The sequence below is a fragment of the Xanthomonas sp. WHRI 10204 genome (assembly GCF_040202875.1).
Taxonomy (GTDB): Bacteria; Pseudomonadota; Gammaproteobacteria; order Xanthomonadales; family Xanthomonadaceae; genus Xanthomonas.
On record NZ_JBEGDW010000002.1, the window covers coordinates 744,150 to 761,340 of the forward strand.

12 protein-coding genes and 1 tRNA gene are annotated in these 17,191 nt (G+C 62.9%); 1 reads left to right on the plus strand and 12 read right to left on the minus strand.

The genetic code is table 11. The features are described 5' to 3' along the window. Positions 1-52: 52 nt before the first annotated feature. Positions 53-1,408: a helix-turn-helix transcriptional regulator gene (locus ABQZ00_RS14010; protein WP_323538346.1), complete on the minus strand. Its 1,356-nt coding sequence runs from the start codon at positions 1,406-1,408 to the stop codon at positions 53-55. Positions 1,409-2,310: 902 nt separating this feature from the next. Here ABQZ00_RS14010 and ABQZ00_RS14015 point away from each other — a divergent pair. Next, on the plus strand, positions 2,311-3,096 hold the full coding sequence (locus ABQZ00_RS14015; RefSeq protein ID WP_055845518.1) for a response regulator transcription factor: 786 nt from the start codon (positions 2,311-2,313) through the stop codon (positions 3,094-3,096). A 708-nt stretch (positions 3,097-3,804) separates the two neighbouring features. Here the strand turns inward: ABQZ00_RS14015 and ABQZ00_RS14020 are convergent. From ABQZ00_RS14020 to ileS, 11 genes are all read right to left on the minus strand, one after another. Continuing rightward, complete coding sequence (locus tag ABQZ00_RS14020; protein ID WP_055845522.1) at positions 3,805-4,191, minus strand: DUF805 domain-containing protein; 387 nt, start codon at positions 4,189-4,191, stop codon at positions 3,805-3,807. Between the two features lie 283 nt (positions 4,192-4,474). Continuing rightward, on the minus strand, positions 4,475-5,866 hold the full coding sequence (radA, locus tag ABQZ00_RS14025) for a DNA repair protein RadA (RefSeq protein ID WP_115527328.1): 1,392 nt from the start codon (positions 5,864-5,866) through the stop codon (positions 4,475-4,477). 198 nt (positions 5,867-6,064) lie between these two features. Beyond that, the gene (locus ABQZ00_RS14030; protein ID WP_323521840.1) at positions 6,065-7,945 is read right to left on the minus strand and encodes a M61 family metallopeptidase; all 1,881 of its coding nucleotides are present in this window, start codon (positions 7,943-7,945) and stop codon (positions 6,065-6,067) included. Between the two features lie 170 nt (positions 7,946-8,115). After that, complete coding sequence (gene cyoD, locus ABQZ00_RS14035) at positions 8,116-8,451, minus strand: cytochrome o ubiquinol oxidase subunit IV (RefSeq protein ID WP_005989936.1); 336 nt, start codon at positions 8,449-8,451, stop codon at positions 8,116-8,118. Next, a complete protein-coding gene (cyoC, locus tag ABQZ00_RS14040) occupies positions 8,451-9,083 on the minus strand; it encodes a cytochrome o ubiquinol oxidase subunit III (RefSeq protein WP_181112921.1) in 633 nt (210 codons plus the stop codon). Before cyoC ends, cyoD begins: the two co-directional genes overlap by 1 nt. Continuing rightward, positions 9,080-11,080, minus strand: a complete 2,001-nt coding sequence (cyoB, locus tag ABQZ00_RS14045) for a cytochrome o ubiquinol oxidase subunit I (protein WP_055845528.1) — start codon at positions 11,078-11,080, stop codon at positions 9,080-9,082. Before cyoB ends, cyoC begins: the two co-directional genes overlap by 4 nt. Further along, entirely contained in the window at positions 11,080-12,015 is a 936-nt protein-coding gene (cyoA, locus tag ABQZ00_RS14050; RefSeq protein ID WP_115512260.1) for a ubiquinol oxidase subunit II, read from the minus strand. The genes cyoB and cyoA overlap by 1 nt, the downstream gene beginning before the upstream one ends. A gap of 360 nt (positions 12,016-12,375) precedes the next feature. Beyond that, positions 12,376-12,451 (minus strand) — tRNA-Thr (locus tag ABQZ00_RS14055). Between the two features lie 140 nt (positions 12,452-12,591). Beyond that, positions 12,592-13,542, minus strand: coding sequence for a 4-hydroxy-3-methylbut-2-enyl diphosphate reductase (ispH, locus tag ABQZ00_RS14060; RefSeq protein WP_115528229.1), 951 nt, complete (start codon positions 13,540-13,542; stop codon positions 12,592-12,594). 66 nt (positions 13,543-13,608) lie between these two features. Then, positions 13,609-14,127, minus strand: a complete 519-nt coding sequence (gene lspA / locus ABQZ00_RS14065) for a signal peptidase II (RefSeq protein ID WP_115561604.1) — start codon at positions 14,125-14,127, stop codon at positions 13,609-13,611. Between the two features lie 229 nt (positions 14,128-14,356). After that, positions 14,357-17,188, minus strand: a complete 2,832-nt coding sequence (gene ileS / locus ABQZ00_RS14070) for an isoleucine--tRNA ligase (RefSeq protein ID WP_323538015.1) — start codon at positions 17,186-17,188, stop codon at positions 14,357-14,359. Positions 17,189-17,191: the final 3 nt, after the last annotated feature.

Here is a 17,191-nt window from a genome sequence, read left to right on the forward strand (position 1 = left end):
CGGAAACGACGCGCCACGGCCCGGCGTACATGCCGGGCCGTGGCGCTGTCGGCTAACGTTGCAGGGTTTCCATCGGCGCTTCATTGAAGTGCTGGCGATAGCCTTTGGCCAGCGCTGAACGACTGCCAACGCCCCAGCGGCTGGCCGCCTGCAACACGCTGCCGCAGCCGCCTTCGGCCAGCAGCTCGTCGCGGATGCTCTGCATGCGATACCGCCGTAGCACCTGGGTCGGCGACAGCCCGGTGGCCGACTTGAACGCCTGCTGCAAGGCACGCCCGGTCACACCGATCTGCGCGGCCACTTCATTGATCGACAGGTCCGAGCGGTGGGCATTGGTGATCATGTAGCCGTAGGCACGGCGGTACTTGGCCGGCAGGCGCGCGGAGATATCGTCGCTGACGTGCGCCGGGGTGCCGCTTTCCAGCAGACGCGGTGCCTGCACTTCGCTGCGCAGGCATTGCACCGCACCCAGCGCGTAGCGGTTGTACAGCAGCAGGGCCTGCTCGGTACGGCCCAGCGCCTGGCTGATCTTGGCCTGGCAGTACTCGAACTCCAGATTCCAGCGCGGCGCGTGATGCCGGCCGGCCCCGGCCAGGGCACGCTCGGCCAGATCGGCGCGGCCTACCGCCAGTGCAGCCAATGCCAGCTCCACCTGCGCATCCTGCCGCGCGCAGGGCGGGCAACCGGTTGCCGCGGCCGGCAGCGCATCGATCTGCGCGTCGAACCCAAAGGTGTCGCCGCCAGCGATCCGCAGCAGGTTGCGCACGTGGCGCATCCGCTGCGCCAGCACCGGCATGCTCTCGGCCAGATCGGCGATACAGGCACGCAGTTCGCTGGGCTCAAAGGCATGCGCGGCGTCTTCCTGGCGCAGCGTGGCCTGCCAGAACACGTGGTCGCTCATGCGGTCGGCACGACGGATGCGCAGCTGCGCAATCATGTCCAGGCGCAGCGCGGTGGCAACGCGCAACCAGCCCGAGGCACCGGTTTCCAGCTCGGACAGCGACTCGCGCGCACGCTCCAGCGTCTGCAGGGCCAACGTGCTCTGGCCGAGGTGAAAGTGGGTCAGCGCCTTGCCAAGCAGACCTTCGCCGCATAAGCAGGCCGGCGTATCGCGGTCCATCGCAAGCTGCGCGAAGCAGTTCAACGCCGCACTCAGACGACGCTGGCTCAGCATCAACCAGGCGGTATTGCGGCACGAGAGCAGCCGCAGCTGCCGCTGTTGGCCGCGCATTGCCTTCAGCGCATGGCGGTATGCATCTTCGGCTTCTTCCTGGTATTCGAGAATCAATAGGGCATCGCCGCTGGCGCCCAGCAGGCTGACCTCATCGTCGGGGCCATCGGGTGTTCCCTGGCCATCACGGCGTTGTTGAAGATGTTGCAGACCTTGCGGCCAGGCACCAACCAGCATCCTGCTTGTATAGGTAGGAAGACGATCTGCGTAAGACAACGCAGAAATCGCTGCGAAGTAGGTTGAAAGGATCATGCCGGGCTCTCTCTTGGGGGGACGAGCAAAAACAAACAATGCGCAGCTCTCACTGGCGCAAACGATTGTATGCAGCGGATCCAATGGAATTTCCCACCTGCAAGCACCGCAAAAATCAAAAAACCTCACTCTGTCTTCCAACGCTTCTGCCGTGCGTTTTGCATATGCGGCATTCTTTTCTGCAGAGCGTGCACATTGTCTAGCGCAGGACATTTCCCACCATCCGAACACGTACGGACGTCGCGCTGCTCCCGGATAGCGCAGCGCCGTCCCGCAACGTCTGCCAACGCACGGTCTGGATGCGGATTCTGGGGTGTTTGAATCGATTTCGGCATGCGCGACAGGCGCACCCTAGTCACGCAGCTGCGGGCACGTCCCGCTCATAACGAAAGTAACTTTCGTGTTACCTGCCCAGATGAACCTATTCCCTAAGCGCGGCGGGTTCGCCGTAATCGCAATACCTTGGTCTAGACCTTTCCAAACCAATTTTCTACTGCCCATCCGGACAAACATGTCCAGACACGGCGCGTGGATATGCATGCATCGGCTTATACATACCCAAGATGTAAGAGCTGCGTTGCGTATAGATGAGCGCAAGCTAAAGCGCACCGACCCAAACCCGAAGAAAAGTGCGTAGCAGTGAAACTTTCTGCCGCTGGAATGGTACATACCATTCGTCCGACCTCGGTCAGACCCTCCCCCCCTTCGCAGCCGGATGGTATGGCAATGCACTTATCTCTCTCTGTGGATTTTGTGGCGACGCCTGCGGCCCGTGATCGGCACCGCACGCACGACTGGTACGTGTGCCGTCATGGGAAGGCTGGCTGATGCACGGTAATCCTCCCGGCAAGCATGGATCGGCTTTCCTGTTGACGCAGGACGCGCGTCTGGCATCGCAGGTCAACGCGAGCCTTGCCCCGCTGGGGCCACAATTTGCAGTGTTTTCCGATGAGCTGGAGCTGTTGCGCTCCTTGCGGCATTCGCCCTGCGAACTACTGATTTTTGATGCGACCTGCGTCGCCTCGGACGATAGCTCGGTCCTGGCCTGGCAGCGCTGCCACAGCGGTCATCCCACGCCGCTGATCGTGCTGGGACGTTTCGACTGCCCTGACGACATCCTGGCCTGGTACCAAGCCGGCGCACAAGAAGTGTTAGCGCTCCCATTCAATTCGTGCGAACTCCAGGTGCGCGCGGCATTGGCGATTGCCCCTGCACCCCAGACCTGCCAGGAATCGCAGCACCTCACCGTCGGCCCGTATCAGCTGATACGCGAAGAAAACACCGTCTATCTGCACGGCAAGCCGATCGTGCTCACCGCGCGCGAGTTCTCGATTGCCTGGATGCTGTTTTCCAGCCCCGGCGTCTGTTTCCGCCGCTGCCAGCTCGCCAAGGCGGTCTGGGGTAGCCATACCGAGTTCACCGATCGCACGATGGAGCAACACATCTACAAGCTGCGCAAGAAATTGCAGCTGTGCAACCACAGTGGAGTGGTGCGCATCAGAACCGTGTATTCGCATGGCTACAAGCTGGAGCTCGCGCTGCAGGAGAGGGACCCGCCAATGCTTGGCAAAAGCGTGGGTTCGAGTACCGGACATCACGCCGCCGCCTGCTGAACGCTGCTCTCGGGATCAGGCCAGACTGATGCAGGTATCGAGGTAACTGCATTGCGGATAGCGACGGTAGTGACATGCATTCTCTAGCGACGGCGTCATGCGGTCTTAGCTGCGATTTTCAGCGTAGTTGAGTTATCCGATTAACTTCATTTTCGAACTATTTAGGCCGACTTGAACAGGAACCGACAGGGGTTCCATCGGCGCAGATAGACTGCAGGCCGCTGCGCTGCTCATGCGCTCTCCCACGCTGGGAATCAGCCAAGTGAGGCGCCTTGCAGGCTTGCCGCCTGGTCCTCTTGCGGAATGCAGCTCGCCCGGTTGCATGCGCAATAAGCACCTGCATTGGCCGAGGTACAACCGATTGCGCTTAGGGCCGCTCCGCTGGAGCAGCTAGCCCAGTGCAGACGCCAAAGGGCAGCTGACAGAACGACTGCGCAACCATCGGGCGGCAACCGGCTCGATGCGGCCACAGCGCGTCGCCGTGATTGCGCCCGGCGATGGCGTGCTCGGTACGCCATGCAATCAGCGCGGCAGCGCAGCCCGTGCTGCAGATCAGCAGGTACCACGCGACATTGCGACTTCTTCGCGCCGTCCAAGCGACCTGACCTGACCACCGCTCGCGACGCTTGCCTGGTCGCTTCAAGCCGCATAAACGACGATGGCGCAGGAATTCCTGCGCCATCGTTCAATCCACTTCGTGCAAAGCGATTACTGCTTCGGGCTCTCGCCGTACTGGTTCGGGCCCGGGGTGCCGTCCAGACACATGAACACGAGGACGACAAAGCCGCCGACGTAGGGGACGAAGCTGATCAGGTAGAACCAACCCGACTTGCCCTGGTCATGCAGACGGCGCACGGTCACTGCAATGCTGGGCACGATCAGCGCCAGCACGAAGATTGCCATGATGGCGCCGACCACCCATGCCAGCGGACCGGGGCCGTTCTCGCCCCCCATCACCGCCGCTGCGATACCAAACATGATGCCCAGCACGACCAGAACGATCACCTGCAGCAGCATGAACATCCAGTATTCCTTGCGACGCGAACGACCTTCGAAGTCGGCGTAACGCTTAAGCGGCAACAACATCCATTCCATCGTGGTTCTCCAGTACGAGCAGTCAGCAGTGTTTGTGATCCGGTGCACAGTGCAACGGGCCGCGCATGGTGCCATAGCCGCACTCTGGTGAAAACGTTTTCTTCACGCCCACATGCAAATTGCCGGGCGCCAGCCGACGGACGGTCGCCGGCTCCGCTGGGGAGCGTCAGGCGATGGCAATGTTCGACGCTGCCTGCTGGCAGCGCCCACTGCGCGAACCCCGCGCTTGGCCGGACAGCCTGCCCCGTCCCTGCCCCAACCCTGACCACGGCGCAGCCGCACCTCAGTCGGCCGCGGCCTCCAGCGCCTGACTCAGCCGCTCCACCGCGATGATCTCCATCCCCTTGATGCTGGCCGTCTTCGGTGCGTTGGCACGCGGCACGATCGCGCGCTTGAAGCCATGGGTGGCGGCTTCCTTCAGACGGTCCTCGCCATTGGGCACAGGACGGATCTCGCCGGACAACCCGACTTCGCCAAAGGCAATCGTCTTCTCGGACAACGGCCGGTCGCGCAGCGAGGACAGCACCGCCAGCAACACCGGCAGATCGGCCGCGGTCTCCTGCACGCGAATGCCGCCGACCACGTTGACGAACACGTCCTGGTCGCCCACCACGATGCCGCCATGCCGATGCAGCACCGCCAGCAACATCGCAAGCCGGTTCTGCTCCAATCCCACCGCCACCCGGCGTGGATTGGACAGTGGCGAGGCATCCACCAGCGCCTGCACCTCCACCATCAGCGGCCGGGTGCCTTCGCGGGTCACCATGACGCAACTGCCGGGCTGCTGGGTACTGCCGCCAGACAGAAAGATCGCCGACGGATTGGAGACCTCCTTGAGGCCCTTCTCGCCCATCGCGAACACGCCCAGCTCGTTGACTGCGCCGAAGCGGTTCTTGAACGCGCGCAGCAGGCGGAACCGGCTGCCGCTTTCGCCTTCGAAATACAGCACCGCATCGACCATGTGCTCGAGCACGCGCGGGCCGGCGATGCCGCCTTCCTTGGTCACATGCCCGACCAGGAACACGGCCGTACCGGTCTCCTTGGCATAGCGCACCAGCCGCGCCGCGCTCTCGCGCACCTGGCTGACCGACCCAGGTGCTGCGGTCAACGATTCGGTCCACAAGGTCTGTACCGAGTCGGCCACGATCAGTTTCGGCCGCGCCACGCTGGCGTGCTGCAGGATGTTTTCGATGCCGGTTTCGGCCAGGGCGTTCAAGCCTTCCAGCGGCAGATCGAGTCGCACCGCTCGCCCGGCTACCTGCGCCAGCGATTCCTCGCCGGTGACGTACAGCACCGGCAGCGTTGAGGCCATGCTGGCCAGCGCCTGCAACAGCAGCGTCGACTTGCCGATCCCCGGGTCGCCGCCGATCAGCACCACCGCACCTTCGACCAGGCCACCGCCCAGCACGCGATCGAACTCGCCGATGCCGGTGGACACGCGCGCCTGTTCGGACTGCTGCACATCCTTGAGCGCAGTGATCTTGGGCGCCTCGGTCTTGCCGGCCCAACCACTGCGACGCGACGCCGCGGGCGAGGCCTTGCCGCCAGGGGTGGCACTTTCCAGCACGATTTCGCTGAGCGTATTCCACACACCGCATTCGGTGCATTGCCCCTGCCATTTGGAGTACTCGGCGCCGCACTCGCCGCAGACATAGGCCGTCTTCGCCTTCGCCATTGTCGTCTTGCCTGTTGTCGTTGATGCGACAGGATAGTGGCTGACGGTCTCAGCATGCGCGACGGCGCTGCATCGCGCGGCCGACATGCGATCGGGGAATTCTGATTCTGCAGCCACAAAAAAGCCGCAGGATCGACGTCCGTCGCCCCTGCGGCTGCGTTGTCGGCATGCGCCTACGCGCGCACATCAGCCATGCACTTACCTGGCCTTGTACAACTCACTCAAACGGTCAGGCGTGCCGGCGATGCGTTCCAGATGCGGATACAGCAGACCACCGTGGTAATCGATGCGCACGGTGTCGTAGCGATCGCCGCGCTTGACCAGCAACTCGATCGGCGCGGTGGTGCCCTTGGCCGCCTTGATCGCGTCCTTGATCACCTCACTGCTGAAGGCGCGGCCGTTGACCGCCATGATCGTGTTGCCTGCGATCAAGCCGGCGTTGAAGGCCGGGCCGTCCCACAGCACATCGCTGATATCGCCCGAGGCTTTCAAAGACAGTCCAAGCGAATAAGTCAGGCTGGCGTCCTTGTCGTCGCTCTCGTCGGCCTTGGTGGCCAGATTCGGCTCCTCGTTGTAGACCAGCTTCCAGCCATTGGCCTCGATGCCGCCGTTCAACGAACCATGCCCGTCCATGCGGCTGCGCAACAGGCTCGCCCAGTCGTAGGCGGCCACGCCGTTGAGCGTGGCGACGATGTCGTCGAAGGTGTATGGATTGACGTCCCAATCGCCGTTCTTCATGCCGAAGAACGCCTTGCCGAAATCGTCGATGGAGCGCTTGTTGTTGGTCAGCGCGCGCAGCTTGCTGTCCACTTCCAGCCACATCATCTGGCCGCCTGAGTAATAGTCCTCGGCCATCTGATAGCTGCGGTATGCCTTGGGACGGCGCATCGACATGGTCGGGTCGTTGGTGGTGTCCTGCACCGTACGCCAGGCCATGCCGGGGCGACCGCGCTCATAGCTCGCCGCCACGCCGGCCAGCATCTCGCGCGCCTGATCCTGCGTCCACAGGCCCGAACGTGCGGACATCACTTCGCCCCAGAACTGGGTCTGGCCCTCGTACAGCCACAGCAGGCTGTCGCCCATTGGCACGTTGAAGTTGGGCGTGGCCAGATCGGCGCCGCGGCGGTACTTGCCGTTCCAGGAATGGTTGAACTCGTGTGCGAGCAGGTCGCGCCCGGTCCAGCTCTTGTCCCACTCGGTGAAATAAGTCGGCACGCCGCTGTTTTCGCTGGAGCGATGATGCTCCAGGCCGATGCCGCCCAACTTCTTGGTCAGCGCCAGCAGGAATTCGTAGTGATCGAAATGCCGCGCGCCGTAGAGCTTGTCCATCTGCTGCACCAGCGAGGCATGCGCCTTGATCTGCTCGGGCTTGGCGTCCAGCGACTTGGCTTCGTCGGCGAATACGTTGAGGTAGACCGGCTGCTTGCCGGCGCTCAGCTCCACGCGCTTGTAATACTTGCCGGCGAACATCGGCGAATCGACCAGATCATCGAAATCGATCGGCTTGAAGGTCACCGTGTCGCCGACGCGGCGCTCGGTTTCCAGCGCCGTGGCATAGCTCCAGCCGGCTGGCAGCGTCACGCTGGCCTGCGCCTTGATGTTGCGTGCGAAAACGCCGGCCGGATACAGCGCCGTAGTGTTCCACTGCAGGTTGAGCATCTCCGGGGTCATCATCACCCGGCCCTGGTTGGGGGCCTGCGGCGAGAGGAACTTGAACTCGGCCACCAGCTCGGTGGCGCCTTGCGGTACGTCCACCTTGAACGCATAGACGTCGAATTGGTCGCGAGTCCATGGCACAACCTTGCCATCGACCTTGATCACCAGACCGGCCAGCTTGTCGATCGGACCGGTGGGCGAGTGGTTGCCGGGAATCCACTGCGGATACAGCAGCGTCATCGGGCCGGGCTTTGCCGGCATTGTGGTCTTGACCTTGAAGATGCGGTGCGCCAGGTCGGTGGCATCGACGTCGATCTTCAAGGTACCGTCGAACGGCACGTCCTGCGGCGGCGCGGTTTGCGCGGCGGCGGGCAACGACAGCGCTGCCAGCAACGACACGGACAACAGGGTGGGCATCTTCATCGCAACTCCGCGGGTGACCTGAAACAGGCAAGCCCACGATGCTAAGCGCCCACCACGGCTTCCCCGTATGCCATTGGTCATGCCGCAGGCAAATTCATGCGCAAAAAAAAGCCGCCAATCGCTGGCGGCCTTCTTCATAACAGCATGACGCGATCCGGCGTGGCGCCGTCTCAATGCATCATGTTGACGTTCATGTTGTGCAGCACCCACAGCGAACCGACGATAACGATGCCGATGATCAGCAGCGAGAACAGGCCCACCTGCACATTGGAGCGCTGCTCGGGTGTGCGATCCATATGCAGGAAGTACACCATGTGTACCAGCATCTGCACCGCGGCCATGACCGAGATCACGACGATGGTGACGCCCTTGGAGAACGCCCCGCTCATCACCATCGCAAACGGGATGACGGTGAGGATGACGGCCATGACGAAGCCGATCAGGTAGGACTTCAAACCGCCGGCATGCGCATCGGCCGCGGTCTCGGTGTGGTGGTGATTGGCCATTACAGCGCTCCCAGCAGATAGACGACGGTGAACACACCGATCCAGATGATGTCCAGGAAGTGCCAGAACAGGCTCAGGCAGGCCAGACGCGTGCTGTTGCGCGCAGTCAGGCCGTTCTTGGAGATCTGGATCACCAGCACTGCCATCCACAACAGGCCCGACGCCACGTGCAAACCGTGGGTTCCGACCAGGGTGAAGAAGGCGGACAGGAACGCGCTGCGCCCCGGGCCGGCACCTTCATGGATCAGGTGATTGAACTCCCAGACTTCCATGCACAGAAAGCCGATACCCAGCAGCGCGGTCACGCCCAGCCAGCCATACAGGCCGGTCATGCTGCGCTTGTGCGCAGAGATCATCGCGAAGCCGAAGCTCAAGCTGCTGAACAACAGCAGGAAGGTTTCCACCAACACGAACTTCAGATCGAACAGCTCCTTGGCGGTCGGCCCGTCCACCGTGGCGCCGGAGAGCACCGCATAGGTGGCGAACAGACCGGCAAACAGCAGGCAGTCGCTCATCAGATAGACCCAGAATCCGAAGACGGTGTTGCCACCGCCGTCGTGATGCTCGTGGTCGTGATCGTGGCCGCCCGCGTGGGCGGCGTGGTCAAGCGTGGTCGAGGAAGCCATGGTCATACCACCTTCGCGGCCTGCGCCGCCTGTTGCTGTTCGAGCAGGGCGAAGCGCGCGTTTTCGATGCGCTCCACTTCATCGGCCGGCACCCAGTAATCGATGTCGTCATCGAAGGTGCGCACGATGAAGCTACCGATCATGCCCACCAGGCCGAGGATGGCCAGCCACCAGATGTGCCAGATCAGACCGAAGCCCATCAGCACGCTGAAGGCACCCATATACACGCCTGCACCGGTATTGCGCGGCATATGGATCGGCTCGTACTTGGACGGACGCACCCAGCCCTTGCCATTCTGCTTGTCGGCCCAGAACTGATCGCGGTCGTCGATGTGCGGCAGCACGGCGAAGTTGTAGAACGGCGGCGGCGAAGAGGTTGCCCACTCCAGCGTACGGCCATCCCACGGATCGCCCGTGTAGTCCATGTGCTCCTTGCGCTTCCACACGCTGTAAACGATCTGCAGCAGATTCAGGAAGATACCCATGCCGATGATCGCAGCACCGGCCGCAGCGACATACAGCCACGGCGCCCACTCGGGATGGTTGTAGGTGCTCATGCGACGGGTCATGCCCATGAAGCCGAGCACGTACAGCGGCATGAAGGCCACGAAGAAGCCGATGATCCAGCACCAGAACGAAGCCTTGCCGATCTTCTCGTTGAGCTTGAAGCCGAACGCCTTCGGGAACCAGTAGGTCAGACCTGCCAGGTAGCCGAACACCACACCGCCGATGATCACGTTATGGAAGTGCGCGATCAGGAACAGGCTGTTGTGCAACACAAAGTCCACGGCCGGAATCGCCAACATCACACCGGTCATGCCGCCGATGGTGAAGGTGATGATGAAGCCGATGGTCCACAGCACCGGCGAGGTCATATGCACGCGACCGCGGAACATGGTGAACAACCAGTTGAAGATTTTCACGCCGGTCGGAATCGAGATGATCATCGTCGTGATGCCGAAGAAGGCATTGACGTTGGCACCGGAGCCCATGGTGAAGAAGTGGTGCAACCACACCACGAACGACAGCACGCCGATGCACGAGGTGGCGTACACCATCGAGGTGTAGCCGAACAAGCGCTTGCGGCTGTAGGTGGCGATCAATTCGGAGAAGATGCCGAACGCCGGCAGGATCAGGATGTAGACCTCCGGGTGACCCCAGATCCAGATCAGGTTGACGTACATCATGGCGTTGCCGCCACCGTCGTTGGTGAAGAAGTGCGTGCCCAGGTAACGGTCGGCACCCAGCAGCGCCAGCGCCACGGTCAGGATCGGGAATGCAGCGATGATCAGGATGTTGGTGATCAACGCAGTCCAGGTGAAGATCGGCATGCGCATCAGGGTCATGCCCGGCGCGCGCATCCGCATGATCGTCACGAAGAAGTTCACGCCGGTCAGCAACGTGCCTAAGCCCGAGACCTGCAACGCCCAGATGTAGTAATCGACACCGACCCCTGGACTGTATTCCAGCCCAGACAACGGCGGATACGCCAGCCAACCGGTCTGCGCGAATTCACCGACGCCGAGCGAGATGTTGATCAACGCTGCGCCGGCCACGAACAGCCAGAAGCTCAGCGAGTTCAGGAACGGAAACGCCACGTCGCGTGCACCGATCTGCAGCGGCACGATCAGGTTCAACAAGCCAGTCATAAACGGCATGGCCATGAAGAAGATCATGATCACGCCATGCGCGGTAAAGATCTGGTCGTAATGGTGCGGAGGCAACACGCCTTCGCCACCGTTACCCGCCAGTGCCTGCTGGGTACGCATCATCGCCGCATCGGCAAAACCGCGCAGCAACATGACCAGCGCCACGATGATGTACATCACGCCGATGCGTTTGTGATCCACCGAGGTGAACCACTCCTTCCACAGGTAGCCCCACAGCTTGTACTTGGTGATGGCGCCCGCGATGAGCAGGCCGAGCAGGCCTGCACCACCCAGCGCGATCATGATGATCGGCTCGTGGTACGGAACCGCCTCGATGGTAAGTTTGCCTAGCATCACTTGTCTCCAGAAGTGCACATGGCGACCGGCTCTGCAGCCGATGCCTCATGGTCGCCATGGCCCTTGCTATGGCCCGGACCATTCATGTATTTGTCGACCAGCGACCGGAACATGCCGTCCTGCACCGACGAGTAGTAGGTGACCGGATACTGTTCTTTGTCGTTGCGATTGGCAGCCAACACCTGATATTCGGCGGCATTCAAGGACGTCGGCGATGCCTTGACCTTGGCCACCCACGCATCGAAGCCGGCCTGATCGACCGCATGCGCCTTGAAGCTCATCTTCGAAAAGCCGTGACCGCTGTAGTTGGTCGACAGGCCGAAGTATTCGCCGGGCTCGTCGGCCACCAGATGCAGCTTGGTTTCCATGCCCGCCATCGCGTAGATCATGGTGCCCAGGTGTGGAATGAAGAACGAGTTCATCACCGTATCGGAGGTGATCTTGAAGTTCAGCGGCGTGTGCACCGGGAACGCGATCTCGTTGACGGTGGCGATGTTCTGATCCGGGTAGATGAACATCCACTTCCAGTCCAGCGACACCGCTTCGATGTTGAGCGGCTTGACGTCCGAATCCAGCGGCCGGTACGGGTCCAGCGCATGCGACGAGCGCCAGGTCAGCACCGCCAGCACCAGGATGATCACGCATGGAATCGACCACACCACCACTTCGATGGCGGTGGAGTGCGACCAATCCGGCTCGTAGCGCGCCTTCGTGTTGGATGCGCGATATTTCCACGCGAACGCAATCGTCATCACGATCACCGGGATGACCACGATCAGCATGAGCACCACGGAGGTGATCAGCAGTTGCTTCTCGTCGTGGCCGATCTGGCCTTTCGGATTGAGGATGGCCGAGTTGCACCCTGCCAACAGCAGGAAGGGCAACATCAGACCTGGACGAAGTAAACGCCCGAGATGTTTCAGCGGAATCATCGGTCGATCCAAGTGCGAAGGAACGCCAGCCGCGCGCATCGTCTCCGGCAAGGGAGATGTCCGACGATGCCCTTCCCTGTTGAAGGCGGGCCCGCGCAGACCGAAGACACGAGTTAGCGCGCTAATTTTAGTCTTTGCTGCACCTGCACGAAACCCATTGGCAATGATCTGCCGCAATAAATGCGCGCAAAATCGTGCGACATGTTGTCGCAGCGCAGCGTAAGCCAGGATGGGTGCCGTGATGGCCGTCGTTGCGGCCTGCAATCGCACTGAAATGCATGCGACAACTGGGTGAAATTGCGCCTGCAGAGGCCAAAAACGCAACTGGGCCGGCCAAGGGCCGACCCAGTGCTGAAGCGATGGTGCCGGAAATAGGAATCGAACCTACGACCTACGCATTACGAATGCGCCGCTCTACCAACTGAGCTATTCCGGCGAGCCGTGCATTGTAGGAGCGGAGCCGGGGGCTGGTCAATCGCCCCAGGGGCTGGCGGCTACCGTGGCCGGCGCCAGTGACGTGGCGGTACCCAAACGCTGCTCACTCTGCCGCGGGCAACATTGGCCACCGCCGCGCAGTCAGCTGACCAGACGCAGCCGCAGTTCCTTGGGCAGTGCGAACACCATCGATTCGGGCTCACCTTCCAGTTCGGACACGCTACCCGCACCCAGCTCGCGCAACCGGGCCAGCACGCCATCGACCAGTACCTGCGGCGCAGACGCACCGGCGGTGAGGCCAATATTCTGCTTGCCGACGATCCAGGCCGGATCGATCTCGCTGGCGTTGTCGATCAAGTACGACTCCACCCCGTCACGGCGGGCGAGTTCGCTCAGCCGGTTGGAATTGGAGCTATTGGGCGAGCCGACCACCAGCACCAGATCGCACTGCCGCGCCAGATCGCGTACCGCGTCCTGGCGGTTCTGGGTGGCGTAGCAGATGTCGTCGTGCCGCGGCCCCTGCATCGCCGGGTAGCGTGCGCGCAGCGCCTCGATGATGCCCATGGTGTCGTCGACCGACAGCGTGGTCTGGGTGGTGTACGCCAGATTTTCCGGCTGATTGATCTGCAGCGTGGCGACCTGATCGATGTCTTCCACCAGATAGATCGTGCCCGGGCCGCGCTCGCGGCTCCACTGCCCCATGGTGCCTTCTACTTCCGGATGCCCGGCATGGCCGATCAGCACCACATCGCGGCCGGCCCGGCAGTGCCGCGCGACCTCGAAATGCACCTTGGTCACCAGTGGGCAGGTGGCGTCGAACACCTTCAAGCCACGGCGCTCAGCCTCCTGGCGCACCGCCTGCGAGACGCCGTGTGCGCTGAAGATCACCGTGGCGTTATCGGGCACCTCGTCGAGCTCTTCGACGAAAATCGCGCCGCGTTGCTTCAGGTCGTCGACCACAAAGCGGTTGTGCACGACTTCATGGCGCACATAGATCGGCGCGCCCAGCGTCTCGATCGCGCGCTTGACGATCTCGATCGCACGGTCGACACCGGCACAAAAACCACGGGGATTGGCGAGCAGGACATCCATGGCGAGCATTCTACGGGAATGGAGAAAGAGGGGTCGGACCAAGCGGGGCGCGTCGGCAACCGGGCTTCAGGGGCGATTCCCGATTCCCGGCTCGCGCTTGCCGCCCTTGTCGAACAGCCCGAACACGGCAATCCCGATGGCACCGCCCACGATGGCCGAGTCGGCGATATTGAATGACGGCCAGGTATGGCTGCCGATGTACCACTGAATGAAATCGACCACGTGGCCGTGCATCAGCCGGTCGATCACATTGCCGATCGCCCCGCCGATCACCAGCGCATACGGCAGCGCGCTGCGCCATTCGCCGCGCGCGGTGCGCGACAGCCAGAACGCCAGCAGGCCGCTGATGCCCACCGCCAACGCGGTGAAGAACCACAGCTGCCAGCCGCCGGCATCGCTCAAGAAGCTGAAGGCTGCACCGGTGTTATAGGTGCGGTACCAGTTCCAGAAGCCGTCGATGACCGGCACCGGGGTGTACTCGGGCAGGCTGGACAGCACCCAGGCCTTGCTCCACTGGTCCAGGCCGATTACGACGGCCGACAGCACGAGCCAGATCAAGGCAGAGGGTTTGGGTCTTGCGGTCATGGAATCACCTTAACTGTTGCTACTCCCGGGTTCGGGAGAAGCTGCCCGGCGGGCAAATCGGCAAGCAACGCCGAATGCGCCATCGCGGCCCTCATCCGGCGCTGCGCGCCACCTTCTCCCGCTTGCGGGAGAAGGAATAATTGGAACGGACTCCCGCTTGCGGGAGAAGGTGTATTGAAACGGACTCCCGCTCGCGGGAGAAGCAATCACGACATCAGAACCAGCGACGCTAGAACCAGCGACGCTCTTCGCCAGGGCCTTCGATATTGCTGACGCAACGGCTGCACAGTTCCGGGTGACGCGCATCGCTGCCCACGCTGGCCTGGTGATGCCAGCAGCGCACGCACTTGGCCTTGGTGGTCGGCTGCGCGCTGACGAAGATGTCGTCGGTACTGGCCGCGGTCACGGTGACGTCGCCACTGATGAACAAAAAGCGCAGCTCCTCGGCCAACGGCTGCCAGCGCGCGGCGGTCTGCGCATCGGCGGCCACCGTGATCTCCGCTTCCAGCGCCGCACCGATGGCGCCATTGGCACGCATCGGCTCCAGCACCTTGGACACCTGCTCGCGCAGGGCCAGCAACTTGTCGACATCCGCACTGGTCAGCGCGGCAGCGGCAGGCAGCGGCGCCAGCCCGTCGTACCAGGTAGCGAACAACACGTTGCCGACATGCTCGCCCGGCAGATACGCCCACAACTCTTCGGCAGTAAAGGTCAGCACCGGCGCCACCCAGCGCACGAACGCTTCGGCTACGTGATACATCGCGCTCTGCGCCGAGCGGCGACCGCGCGCGTCTTCGGCCATCGTGTACAGACGGTCCTTGGTGACGTCCAGGTACAACGAGCCCAGGTCCACGCTGCAGAAATTCAGCAGCGCCTGCACGATCTCGGCGAAGTCGTAGCGCGCGTACGCGGCGACGATCTTTTCCTGCAGCTCATGCGCGCGATGCACGATCCAGCGGTCCAGCAGCACCATGTCGTCCAGCGCCACCAGATGCTGCAGCGGGTCGAAGCCATGCAGATTGCCGAGCAGGAAGCGCGCGGTATTGCGCAGGCGGCGATACGCATCGGCATTGCGCTTGAGGATCTCCTGCGACAGCGACATTTCGTTGCTGTAATCGGCCGATGCGATCCACAGGCGCAGGATGTCCGCGCCGAGGGTCTTCATGATCTCCTGCGGTTCGATGCCGTTGCCGGACGACTTGGACATCTTGCGGCCGTGCTCGTCCACGGTGAAGCCATGGGTGAGGCACTGCTTGTAGGGCGCCGCCTTGTCCATCGCCACGCCGCTCAGCAGCGAGGACTGGAACCAGCCGCGGTGCTGGTCGGAGCCTTCCAGATACAGGTCGGCCGGCTTGGGCAGGCCGCGGTCCACCAACACTGCCTCATGGGTCACGCCGGAGTCGAACCACACATCCAGGATGTCGGTGATCTTGTCGTAGTCGGCCGCTTCATCGCCCAGCAGTTCGGCCGCGTCCAGCGTGTACCACACGTCCACGCCGCCCAGCTCTACGCGGTCGGCCACTTGGCGCAGCAGTTCGGTGCTGCGCGGATGCGGCTCGCCGGTTTCGCGATGCACGAACAAGGCGATCGGCACGCCCCAGGTGCGCTGGCGCGAGATGGTCCAATCCGGGCGGCCTTCGACCATGCCGGCGATGCGCGCCTGGCCCCAGGCCGGGTACCAGGTCACCTGCTCGATGGCCTTGAGCGCATCGGCACGCAGATTGGCCTGCTCCATCGAGATGAACCACTGCGGCGTGGCGCGGAACGCGATCGGCGTCTTGTGGCGCCAGCAATGCGGGTAGCTGTGCTCCATCTTGCTGGCCGCCAGCAACACGCCGGTGTCGCGCAGCGCCTCGATGATGACGTCGTTGGCCTTCCAGATATGCAGACCGGCCAGCACGGTGTCGCCCAGCGGCGGCGTGGAGGGCAGATACACGCCACGCCCGTCCACCGGATTGATCTGCGCGGCGCTGTAGCGCTCCAGCAGGCCGTACTGCTTGGACACCTGATAGTCCTCCTGACCATGACCGGGCGCGGTATGCACGGCGCCGGTACCCTCCTCGGCAGAGACGTGCTCGCCCAGCAGCAGCGGGATCTCGCGCTCGGCATAGAACGGGTGATTGAGGAGCATCTGGTCGAGCACGGCGCCCTTGGCATGGCCATGCACTGTCACGTCGTCCACGCCATAGCGCGCCAGCACCCTGGCCGCCAGGGCCTCGGCCACCACCAGCCAGCGCGGCTGACCGCGATCGGCCGGGCCTTCGACCAGCACGTAATCGAGCTCCGCACCCAGGCTCACTGCCAGCGATGCCGGCAGCGTCCACGGCGTGGTGGTCCAGATCGGCACCGCCACGCTGGTGCCTGCCGGAAGGCTGGCGCCGAACGCAGCAGCGACCGCCGCCGGATCGCGTGCCGGATAGGCCACATCCACCGTCGGCGACACCTTGTCGGCGTATTCGATCTCGGCCTCGGCCAGTGCCGAGCCGCAATCGAAGCACCAATGCACCGGCTTGACGCCGCGGGTCAGATGGCCGTTATCGACCACCTTGGCCAGCGCGCGGATTTCGTTGGCTTCGAAGCGGAAATCCAGCGTCTTGTACGGGTTGTCCCAATCCCCGACCACGCCCAGGCGCTTGAAGTCGCGCCGCTGCAGATCGATCTGCTCGGTCGCGTATTCGCGGCACTTCTGACGGAACTCGGCCGCATCGAGCTTGACGCCGACCTTGCCGTACTTCTTTTCGATCGCAATCTCGATCGGCAGGCCATGGCAATCCCAGCCCGGGATATACGGCGCATCGAAGCCAGCCAGATACTTCGACTTGACGATGATGTCCTTGAGGATCTTGTTGACCGCGTGGCCCAGATGGATCTGGCCATTGGCATACGGCGGGCCGTCGTGCAGCACGAACAACGGGCGCCCTGCCGCGTTGGCGCGCAGCTGCGCATACAGCCCCTCGCGCTCCCAGCGGTCCAGCATCGCCGGCTCACGCTTGGGCAGGTCGCCGCGCATCGGAAATTCCGTCGCAGGCAGATGGAGAGTGGCTTTGTAGTCGTGGGTCACAGG

Coding starts and splice junctions, on each gene's coding strand:
- ABQZ00_RS14015 (WP_055845518.1), top strand. CDS start 2,311: ATGCACGGTAATCCTCCCGGCAAGCATGGATCGGCTTTCCTGTTGACG.
- radA (WP_115527328.1), bottom strand. CDS start 5,866: ATGGCGAAGGCGAAGACGGCCTATGTCTGCGGCGAGTGCGGCGCCGAG.
- cyoC (WP_181112921.1), bottom strand. CDS start 9,083: ATGACCATGGCTTCCTCGACCACGCTTGACCACGCCGCCCACGCGGGC.
- cyoA (WP_115512260.1), bottom strand. CDS start 12,015: ATGATTCCGCTGAAACATCTCGGGCGTTTACTTCGTCCAGGTCTGATG.
- ispH (WP_115528229.1), bottom strand. CDS start 13,542: ATGGATGTCCTGCTCGCCAATCCCCGTGGTTTTTGTGCCGGTGTCGAC.
- lspA (WP_115561604.1), bottom strand. CDS start 14,127: ATGACCGCAAGACCCAAACCCTCTGCCTTGATCTGGCTCGTGCTGTCG.
- ABQZ00_RS14010 (WP_323538346.1), bottom strand. CDS start 1,408: ATGCTGGTTGGTGCCTGGCCGCAAGGTCTGCAACATCTTCAACAACGC.
- ABQZ00_RS14030 (WP_323521840.1), bottom strand. CDS start 7,945: ATGAAGATGCCCACCCTGTTGTCCGTGTCGTTGCTGGCAGCGCTGTCG.
- ABQZ00_RS14020 (WP_055845522.1), bottom strand. CDS start 4,191: ATGGAATGGATGTTGTTGCCGCTTAAGCGTTACGCCGACTTCGAAGGT.
- cyoD (WP_005989936.1), bottom strand. CDS start 8,451: ATGGCCAATCACCACCACACCGAGACCGCGGCCGATGCGCATGCCGGC.
- cyoB (WP_055845528.1), bottom strand. CDS start 11,080: ATGCTAGGCAAACTTACCATCGAGGCGGTTCCGTACCACGAGCCGATC.